The organism is bacterium (assembly GCA_021108215.1).
In the GTDB taxonomy this organism is placed as follows: Bacteria; Oederibacteriota; JAAXVQ01; order JAAXVQ01; family JAUVAV01; genus JAIORK01.
In genome coordinates, this window is record JAIORK010000009.1 from 24,507 (window position 1) to 35,974 (window position 11,468).

1 protein-coding gene is annotated in these 11,468 nt (G+C 49.6%); it reads right to left on the reverse strand.

Going from position 1 to position 11,468, the window contains the following annotated elements; all coding sequences use genetic code 11:
- Positions 1-150: 150 nt before the first annotated feature.
- Positions 151-11,445, reverse strand: coding sequence for a hypothetical protein (locus K8S19_01910; GenBank protein MCD4812440.1), 11,295 nt, complete (start codon positions 11,443-11,445; stop codon positions 151-153).
- Positions 11,446-11,468: the final 23 nt, after the last annotated feature.

Below are 11,468 nucleotides of genomic sequence, written 5' to 3' on the forward strand. Positions count from 1 at the left end.
TTTGAGTTGGCCAATCTTTTTACGACTGATGCAAAAATTTTAGCATACTTTACAGCCTTGGAATAGTGATTTCTAACCAGCCCTGGAACGAATCACAGACATGACCCGGAGAAGGATGCGTATGCCGGACAAGCCGTATGGATTCCCGCCTTAGGCTGCGCTGCCGGTCGTCTTGAGCTTCGGTTGCTTCCGAAGCGGTTGCATCTCAAGTTTTATGCCTATCCCCAGATTTTCCAAACGCTTAATGATGCGTCCCAGTTTGTAATCCCGGGTCAAGCTGCGGGGCACGGCTTCCGGCGTCAATGTAACCGTCAAGTCATCCGCATATTTCTTATAGGTCATCTTAATGTCAAATTGCAAAGCGCCAAGCACCTGGATAATGTCCCGGGTAATCGCAAGCTTCATTTCCTGCGGGATGTCCGAAGCGACCATCTGCAAAAGATGCTGGAGTGCGATGCGAATCGCGCGGTTGCGCATGGTCTCGGAGATCATCCGGTCAGTCCCGGCAATACGCAAATGATTCAATGTTTTTTTGAAATAAGGATCATTGAATAACGTTTCCAGCGAAACGGTTCGGTATGTTTCATAATCAATTTTATACTTCTGCTTAAATTCTCTGCGCCGCTTGAATTCATCCGCACCGGTGAGTCGGGCAATTTGTGAAGCCCGCGCCGCCATAACTGGATCAATTGATGCAAAATTCTCTGCCGCCAATCTCTCTTTCACCGCCCCGGTGGGATTTGCATGAAAAGCCATATTTTCCGCCTGCAGCCAGGCGGCAGTATATACAATGCCGACACCGGCCAATCCAAGCAAAACAACCATACCGCCGATGGCCGCACCGCTCAGAACCGCCACACCCAGCGCCGCACCGATAACCGCCACGGACAGTAGACCCACCAGTTGCAGTATGTAGGTTTTCACAGTCAAAAGCGGTTTTTCCCGATCCAACCGGTCTTGCCCAACCAAACGAACAACGACACGCTCAATCCAGGTTGGTCGAATCATCTTTAAATAGGCTGCATAACTCACCCCAAAGGTATTTGAAAATTCCTCTTCCCGTAACAGCTTTTGCGTCTTATCCGCCTGTTGAATATCCGCGGCCTTATGCTTCATCAAGCCAAATGCCTGATTTTCCAGTTCGCCGGCCGCCTCGGTCAACTCTGTGATATCCTTGCCCGCATATTCTCTTCCAATGGCCTTGTTCACCTGGTCATAGACACTTTGCAATGCGGCATTGCCGTTGATGAGGGTGCGCAAATTTTCGCCATCGGTGATGTATTGCTTTATAAACTCGGCCAAAGCATTGCCGCCATATTCTTTGAACATACGCTGTTGACGCAGCCGCTCATTGAGCGCATAGCTTTGTGCATCTGAAAACAAGCCGTCCACTGCCGCAAGAATCGTCTGCGTCATCAAGGTTGCTGAAAAACCCTGATCCAAATATTTTATTCTATCCGCCGTCACGGTAATTTTTTTTCCTGCTTTTCCCTTTTTCTCCGGTTTCGATCGGGCGCCGATCTCAACTGTCCGGATCCGGTCCAATGCGCCGGGCACCAAACTCAACACCGCAGCCACCATATGCATATAGCCGTAATGACTCGCTCTTTGGCCTACTGCCAATTCCACCTCAGCTTCGGTCAGCAATGCTTCCAACGCAGCAACCGCCTTTGCGCCATCTTTTTTTTCGCCGGCCATGCGCTCTTTAAATTTCTCCACCAAACTCTTGTTGGTCTCGTGGGTCTCTTTTCCAACCGTGACATTGGCAATAGGCTCTACTTCATTGACAATCACGCGATCTGAATTTTCTTTTGAAACTGTAAAGACATGCTCCACAAATTGATTATGCAAGGCTCCGACTGATGCCATGGCCATGCCGGGCAGAAAAACAGCGCCCAGGGCCAGTCCTGCCAGAGGAAGGGCCAACTGGGAAACCGGTGATTTTTTCCGGGTGGCGGTTTGACCGGTTATGCCTGAAGGTAAAAATTTAGATAAAAAGGGCACTTGCGCCAGAAGGCCGGACAACCCCACAGCTTTGGCCGCCATCGGCAGTGCCATGCCCAACATCAAACCGGTCAGCGGCAGATTCGTGAGACTGACCAATCCCACCAGGCCTGCACCCGCAATGATTCTGCCGACTGTCGAAGGCGTGATCCTGCCTGCCTCAATCTGCAGGGGTTCAAACAGCAACGGCATCTTCTGAACCAAACGCAAAGTATTTTGCCAGCCCTGGCGGACAGATTGCACGAACCTGGTGAGTGGATTGTCTATCGCCGCTTGCAGTGTTCCAATCTCGCCAAACATCCGGCTGTTTGATGCAATCGCTGCGTTTTGTCCCGGCGTCCCGACCAATTGCGGCGCCAATTTGAATCCATATTGGACAGCCAAATTTTGCGCGACCATGAGATTTTTCCGGACAAACGCGGTGCTTGCTTTCAGGTCCATGGTCCGGCCCTGATAGGTCAGAGTTCTGCTTTTAGGCTCAGCTTGCAACTCAGGCAGTTTGGCGCTCACGTTCGTCATGTCCCGGACCGCGCTCTCAAACCGGTTTTTTATATATGTTACCCCCCGGTTCATCACCCGAATTTGGCTGAAAACATTGCCCGCTTCACCGACCGCCTGATATAAACTCCAGCTCTCGCCGAATTTCTCAGTCAGCTTGGCATCCACCCAGTGATCACCGTGCTGTGCCTGGTATTGGGCAACTGTCGCAGCATTGTCATTCTGCCAGGACTCACTCTGCCAGGTCTTGGCATACTGGGTGACCAATTGGATCTGCGCACCGGATGCCTGGATCGCGCTGGTCCGCGCCTCAAAATACCCGGCAATCTGCCTGACTCCCGGAATCCGGTGCCAACCGGACCGTGTCTGCAATTCGGCCTTCGCGTAATTCGGCATGACGAGGATCTGTGAGAGCGCGCTCCTGGGTGTCCCCACACGATGGGCTGCAATATCCGTGATGCCCTGGTATTTCCTGAGCATCTCGGGAAGACTGCGCTCAACTGTTTTTGCCATCTCCGCCATATATTTTGGGGAACTCTTTGCCACCGAGACCGAGACCGTCGTTTCGGTCTGGATGCCAGCCTGGGTATTTAGGGAGGCCTGCGTTTTTTGTATATCCACTTCCTGCAATATTCGCTTGGCAATACCCATTGTCTTACCGTTCTTGCCCTCACCAACCAACATATCGCTGAATTCCGTGAACAACTTGAAATGGGTATTAGTGGATTGTAAGGTACGCTGCCCATTGACTTTTTTTGCAGAAATATCAATGGTCAATATTTTAGAATTTTTCCCGCCAGTCGCCATCGCAGTCCGGATCTGCTCAACCAGGGTTTTAAACTGTTTGATCTCGCCGCGGGTGATATTATTAATATCATTGAGATCAAGGCTCATCCCGCCAATACCCCGGGCACGTTTGTAAGTGCCGGATTTGGCACCCGAAACATTAACCCGCTTCATGGCCTGCCGGTAAACATCGAGCGGGCGCATATCCAACTGATGGATGGCAGCGCCCATTTTCTGCATATGCCCTTTGGTGGCCAGGGTGTTCAAACCTTCGCCCACCTTGGGGGCGAAAATCATGCGTTTCTGCTTCCATCCCAGACCGTCCTGAATAATACTCTCCAATTTACCCATGGCCACAGTCCGAAGCTCAGGTGCCATACCCTCAATCAGGACCAGCTGGACCATCTCCTTGCCCGGATGTTTGATCATTTTTTGAATCGCTGTTTCAATGGATTTTCGGGTCAGTGACCCATCTTTATTGTATTCCGCAATTTTCGGATGATTTTTAACAAAACGTTGAATGGATTCCGCATTGATCTTCACGGTCTGAGTATTATATTTCTGACCGGTCACACGACCGGTCTTCATCGCCTGCTTAATCTCCGTCATAATCTTCGCCAGCGCAGAATTGTCATTGTGCGTGAAGATCTGCTGCGTGATTTTCCGGCCGTGTGTGTCCAGCTTCACTTCCATGAGTTTGAGTGCCTCGCGTACCAGGGCCGTACGCTCGTTATAACCCTCATGACTCAGCTCCATCTTAATCCGGCCGTGGCTATCCCGGCGCATCGTGATCACATCCTGACCCACCTTGACCTGAAAATAGGCTTCTTTTTTCACAATATCAAACATATCAATCACAGGTTCACGGTTAATCATATTCAAACGCTTGCCCCAGGTTGCCAAAGTTCCCTTGATGCCTTCAAACGTGCCGGAAAAACCCACGATGTTCTGAGCGCCCAGCAAATTAACCGCCTCAAGCATGGTCACCCGCTCTGTGGTGGTATGTACCAATGCCTCCACCACCGCTTCAACGAACTTGCCGTTGCGTGCGCGGAAACCGGGTGACTTGATCGCATGCATGGCCGCCCGGTGCGCGCGTATGCCCTCACCCTTGCTCTGAAAGAAAACCTCAATATTGGTAAAAGCCGCCTGGAGCTGATCGCCAAAAATGGTGTTGGGCTTTCCTTCGCCGCCTTCCATGGTTCCATAAGAAGATTTCCCCTTGCGCATTTCACCCGTCCATTCACGACCGTTCTTGGTCGAGAGCACCTTGGCCATTTTGTCCAGCATGATCCGGTCGCCGGATTTGGCGTAATCCAGATTTGTGGCGGAACGGATTTCCTTCAGTGCTTCTGCAGTGAACTGGAGTTGATTACGCACTTCCTTTCCAACGCCGCTTTCAACATTCTCAAAAACCTTCAGTACCTTGTTTTTCTGCACCACGCCGTTTTTCGTGACTTTTTTGACAAACCATTCCCGCACCTGGCCGTACATCTTAATGTGCTGCATGGCCACATCGCCCATCCGCGTCTGGACCTCGCTGCTCAGATACGGTGCAATACCCGATGCCCCGATGATGGTGTCCGTAACATGGAAGGCCGCATGAAATTCATCCCAGGCAACTGTCCCCAATTTGTCCTGGAGCAGCCGGGAAATCTGGATATCCGTCTTGCCGGCACTGCGCATCTCAAGCACAATATGCTTCATGGTTTCACAATCCGTGACATACATCTTGCCTTCCTTGAAACCGTTCTTGATCACATCTGCGGAAGTCTCTTTGGTCAATTCAATCAGCATACCTTCTTTGGCCATCTGCTTAAACGCAGGCTCTCCCAAAATCTGCCTGACTAAGGAAGGATTCACCGTCATATAAAGCATGGCAGGGACCTTCATGCCCGGATGGTTGACTTTGAAAAGCTCCATCGCCACTTTCATGGTTATCACTGAAGCGGATTTCCCACCACCCATGGCCAGCTGGAGTGCTTCGCCGATCACCGCTTTCATGGCTGGATTTTTAATATGCAGTTCCATATTGAGATAGTGCAATTCTGCCTGTCTGAACAAAAATGAGAGCATGGGCTGATCCAACGTAAAGGTGCGGTATAGGGGATCTGCCTGAAATTGTTTGATCAACTCCTTGGCGATCATTCTGGCCTGGCTGTTCATTTCTTTGGGCAGGATACGCTCAATGGCAGCTTCGATCTCCGGCATCCGCTTGGCAACTTCCGCCTGATATTTCTTTGTCAAGGCATCTATTTTAGCAGTATCCTTGGCCTCGATTGCTTTTTGCAATTCGGATCCCAGCTTGCGTATGTTTCCTTTACCCTCCAACTTCACAAGTACTTCGCCTATCTTAATTCCCACCTGTTTCAATACCGCCGGATCGCTGGTGGTGATGTCCTTCAATCCAATGGATTCCAACAGCTCTTTAGAAAAACCCTTATCCTGCAACTTGTCCAATTGTTCCAAACGGTCTTCGATCATTTGTTTGCGCTTGGATTGCTCTTTGGGCGAGTCTTTCCTGCTGCTCTGCATACTCTTCTCAATCTTGGCCTGGAGGTCATTAATCTTTTCCAACGTTGCCTTCAATATTTTTGCACGCTTGGGATCTGTGACGCGTTCCACCGCCATATCCACATCATATCTCAACATAGCCGAATCTTGCCGCGTGGACAGACGCTTGAGCGCCAATTTGGCGCTGGTATACAACTCCGTAACGGCATTGCCGGCAATCGGTTTTTCCAAAGCCAGTTTGCCTAAGCGGTCCACACGCGCCTCGGCCTTTGTAATCTCAGTTTTCAAACTTTCCCGCGCAGTCGCGTCAGATGTGCTCCGCAACTTGGCCTCAAGAAGATCGCGCGCTTTAACCGCTTCCTGCATCTGTTGACTGCGCTTGATCAATCCCTTTATCTTGGCCGGCGAAACTTTATCTCCCATGTGTTCCGCCAGGCTAACCGTTTTTTTGGCCTGAATTTCAGCTTCCCGAACAAGCTCGGCACCTTGCTTTTTCGCTTTCTCAATCAGGCGCGCCGTTGTTTTCTTGCCCGCTGCTTCCGCTGCTTTCATCATACTGGATTTTTTCACCTTTGCCATCTTCAAGCTGCGCTCAGCTGTCCGGAGTGTTTTTTGGGCTTTTTTCAATTCAACTTTGGCAGTTGTTTGTGCTTGTTTGCCTTGCGAATTCTTCAAATTTCTTCCCGCTTCCCTACTTTGCGTCTCGGCATTGAAAACACCGCTTTTAGCTTTCTGGATGTTTGCATCGGCTGTTGTCTCTGCTGTTTTATTTTGTGCCCGGGTTATTTCCGTACCCTTGCTTTCCGCGTTTTTCACCAGTTCAGATGATTTCGCCTGGGCAGCTTCAATACCCGTGGGTTTTTGCTTGGCAATGGCCGCCTCAATTTTTGCTTCCGCCCGGTTCAATGCAAGATTCGCGGCATTGAACTTGTTGGCAATTTTCATATAGTCTGCTTCGGCTTTGATCAAATCGGTCTTAGCCTTGTTCCTTCTTGTCCGGGTCTGTTCAAGAGTTGCTTTCGCAGCCTGCAAGCCCTTGCCCGAGGTTTTGGCTGCTTCCACACCCTTCTCAGCTGCGAGCAGACCCTTTTGGGCTGTTGTCGCCTCCGCTTCAGCTTTTTGGAGATTTTCCGTTGGTTTTTTCAGCTGCCTGCGCAATTGACCTGCTTGTTTACGGATTTTGATCATCTCGCTTCTTGCATTGATAACGTCTTTAGAACCCGCAATCTCTGTTTGCAAATCAAATTCCGCTTTGGCCTGTTTCAAAACTTTCTCTGCGTTTTGTAAACCTTCGCCGCCTTGTTTCGAGAGTTTTTCCACATTGGCTTTAGCTGCGTCCAATTGTTTTTCTGCACTTTTTAATACCATCTTTGCCTGGCGTCCCATAATCTGACTGGTCTGGGATGTCTCAAACCCCTGGATCATTTTCCTAGGATCACTGGACGTTAATAACTCGCGAACCTGGTCCGGTGTCATGCGGCGAAGCATCTCACGAACCGCAGCCCGGCCTTTGGGGGACCGGCTCCCCATCAACTGCTCAATTATTTTACCCACCGGTGCCCGGCTCTTGATCAGACCCTCAATACGGGCATCTGCCAGAGACATCGTTTTGCCCGCTTTACCAACATCCTTATAAAATTTCTCAATTGCCGCGCGATTCTTACCGTGCCGGACATCCAGCGAGCCGGGTTCGCGCGCTGCAGACTCCTGTATGCCTAAGATACGCTCTTTGGCCTGGGCGATATTCTTGGCACCCCCGGCCTTGGCTGGCAACTCAGACGAGAAATCCAGGCCCAGCTCTTTGGCCAATGCATTTTGCTGTGCTGGTGAAATTTTTCCTTCCGCCAGTGGCTTGGCACTTAGCTTTTCAAATATTGTCTGTGCCTGTGCTTTCATCCCATTTTCAGCCATTGCCCGGAGACGCAGCGCTGCGGCCGGGCCTTGGAACCTGGCCTTGATCATAGCATCAATATTCCCGCCCTGACTCATAGCCTTGAGCAGCTTGATCAACTGGCGCCTGCCTTCAATGGGTTTACCCCCCTCTTTGGTAAAGGCTTTGGTCAATTTCTCAATCTGGGCCTCACTCAAAAGCGGTGATTCGCCTTTGACAGGATCAGCCGTACGCCGGGCCAACTCCTGAATTCTGGTTCCGGCCTGCTCCATGGCAGCGGCATCCATGCGACCTGCTATCTCTTGGGCCTCGCTTTGCAATCCAGCTTGATCGAACAAGGTGTCGGCTTTTTTATCCAGAAATTCATAAGAACGTTTCGCATCTGTTGTATTCTCAAACTGCGCATCCAGATCCAGGATTTTCTGCTGATTCTTAACCTGTTTTTGTTGATTTTTTACACGCTCCATGGCAATTTCCAGACGCGTCACACGGGATTCCGTGCTTTTCCGCGCTTCCGGTGTCTGTGCTTTTTCCAATTTTGCTTTTAATGCTTTTGTTTGTTCGGCGATTCCTTGCTTTTTGGTCTGAAGTTTTGTTTCTGTCTTTACCAAATCCTGGCGCTGCTGCTGCCGCGATTCAATATCCATGACCATTTCCTGCTTAGCCTCCAGCTTGGCTTCCAGACTGCTGAGCTCCTTGAGCGCAGACTCATTCGCCGGGCTCTCTTTTGTTATCTCAGCTTTTAATTTCGCCACACGCTGTTTGGCTTTTTGCAGTGTCATTTCGCGGGAAACCTGCTTCAGTTCCGCTTTTGCCTCAGCGAGCTGTTTCGGTGACAGGTCTGCTTTCATCCTGGTTTTAATCTGGTTCTTCATACCGTCTAATTTCGTCAATGCCGCGGCAGGCTTACCCTTTGCCCGGAGCTGTATCTTGGCTTCCACGCCATCAATAAGTTTCTGCGCGGATTCCACCCTGGCTTCCAGTTTGGCGAGCTTCGCAGTACGGGCTTTTGTGTCGGCACGCAGCGTTTTGATCCCATTTTGTAACTCAACTATCGCCGTTTTTCCATTTTCAACATTGAGTATCTCGTTTAAAAGCGCACTCTCCCGGGAAGCAGCCTGACGCTCAGCCGGTTTAAGCGACGTATCCGCGGCCCGGACATTTTGATCTTGGATCCCTTGCTTTATCTCTGTTTTTAATTTTTGGACTTCCCTTATCAACCTTTTTTGATATTTCTCAGTAACAACCTTCCCGGCTTCTATTTTGGCCAACCGCTTCGCCTTCACTTTCAGCAATGCTGCTTTCTCCTGCAAAGGTGTTCCCTTCAGTGGGGCTAATTTCGCCGTATTGACCGCACCGGGAACCACAGGTTTTGCCGGGCTGATCTGACGGCCTGTGATCCGGGTTACAACTGTATTGCGAATACCTGTCATGCGTACCCGCATCGCGCCTGTAAAACGTCCCACCACCTTTGCGAGAGGTGCCAAACGCGGTGCAACTTCGGAAATTTTCACGGTTTCAATCTTGCCTGATTTTGTTTTGATCATGGTCTTGCCTTTTGCCAACAACTTGATCATTTTACCGGCATTAACAATCATCATAACCTGATGTTTGCCAAAAGACGCCACCAACGTACCTGAGGCCTTCACCAAGGCCACAATGCTCTGCGCAACATATTGCAGCGCAAAACCGCGCATCGGTCTGACAGACATGGCAGCGGTTAATGATTGACCGACATGGGCACCACTCGTTATGATTAACTGAGACAGGTTAAAACCCCGGGATTTCAGCATATTAATTAATTGGCCTTTATTGCTGGAAAACAATTTGCCAATGGTGACACCCTGACCTTTGGGAGATGTGATTTTCAGATCCTTGACCTTCGTTTTTCCCCAATTGCTCCCTTTTTTGGGTTTCAAGCCGACTTCTTTCGCGACCTGTTCCAAGGTCATCTCGAGTATTTCAGGATTGCCATTCTCAACTTCTTTGATAATCTTATTTTTAACTCTCTCCAGCCTGACTTCGCGGAATTTGGCAATGGCTTTCATCAACGGCACCTTAATCATCATATATGCAAAGTAAAGCCCGACAGCGCCGCCTATAATTTGGGACATGCCATCCACAAAGTGCATGATATGCGATCCGGGCCGGGAGTGGTCGCCCGCATGGCGCCAACCCTCTACTACCCTGAAAACCGGCTCAACAAAAAAGTTCTTAAACATACTGCCCAATCCGTTAATTAAGGCGTCTTTTCCCAGCATCACTGCTGCGGCAATACCGCTGACCATAAGACCGACCACCGGAATAAATTTCAGGGCTATAATAAAAATAATCGTCAGACTGTCGCCCAAACCATGAAAAGCCAGTGCAACCACTGCCACTTTCCCGGCAAGGTCATGTAATCCCATGGCTGTAAGTTTTTCTGAATACTGAATGATGTGATCGCCGACCCATTTAAGTCCCTCGCCGGCTTTCTGAAAAACAAAATCCACCGGTTTAAATACCCATTCCACGCCTACAATAAATGTGTCCACCACCCAGGCACCCAAAGATTCTCCGGTCACGGCATAATATATCAGGCCGACTAAGCCTATTGTTAAAATCACATCCAGGGAAACTTCAACCGAAGTGCGCAGTGCTGTCCCCACCGTATCCAAAGCACCCACCACGACTGCCAGTGTCACTCTGCCCACCAGTTTTGCGCTCTCTGCCGCGACTTTTCCCCATGTGGCTCCGGCTTCTTCACGCGTACCTTCGGCAAACTTGCTCCACGCGCTGGAAACGGAGAAAGTAAACTTTTTAAAAATATTGGTGAATTTTTGCTCAGGCTTTGTCATACGGCGTCCTTGGATAGTGTAGACCTCCCGAACGCCCCGGACATCAGTGAATATGATTTTGTCACCCTCAACCGCAACCTTGACATCCATCCCCATTTCAATGGGCTTCTTACCCAAACCGCGAATCATGGTGGATTCATCCTCAAGGGAAAGGGTGAGTTTGATATCCTTGCCCTCCACTGTGAAAATTTCCATCCGGCTCACTTGTCTCAGATTGCCATGTTCATCTTCGGCATACTGGTTGCCATACATGTCCGTACCCGTCACATCGCCTTTCAACAGGTCATCCAGCTTGGTGACGGTCAGGCCATTAACAACTTCCATACCGATATACTCACTAATCATCCTGAATTCGCCCATATCCCGTATGATGCCTCTTTTATCAATACCATATTGATTGCCATACATATCTGTTCCGGTCTCGGTGGCATCCTTTTCAATCAAATTCAACGTTTTGGTTACTGTCATACCATCAATCATCACGGTTCCAATGATTTTGGTTGTCATCAGAAATTCATTCTTTGCACCGAGTTTGCCTTTTTTATCAACGCTATATTGATTACCATACATGTCCGTACCCGTAATTGTCCGTTCCCCGCTTTCAAGTGTTCCGTCCATATCCAAATCCAGCAGGGCTTCCATCTTGGTCACAGTCAGACCATCAATCATCACGGTTTCAAAAACTTTACTGGTCATGCCAAATTCTGCTGTTCCATTCTTGTGCTCGATCATCCCATACACATTTCCGTACATGTCAGAACCTGTGATCTTCTTCTCACCCGCTTCCACTTTGCCGTTCTGATTGGTATCCAGCAGGCTTTCCATCACAGTCACGGTCATGCCGTCTTTTACAACTGTTTCCAGCACGCGCGAGGTCATCCCAAATTCTGCTGTTCCATTTTTGTGCTCGATCATCCCATACACATTTCCGTACATGT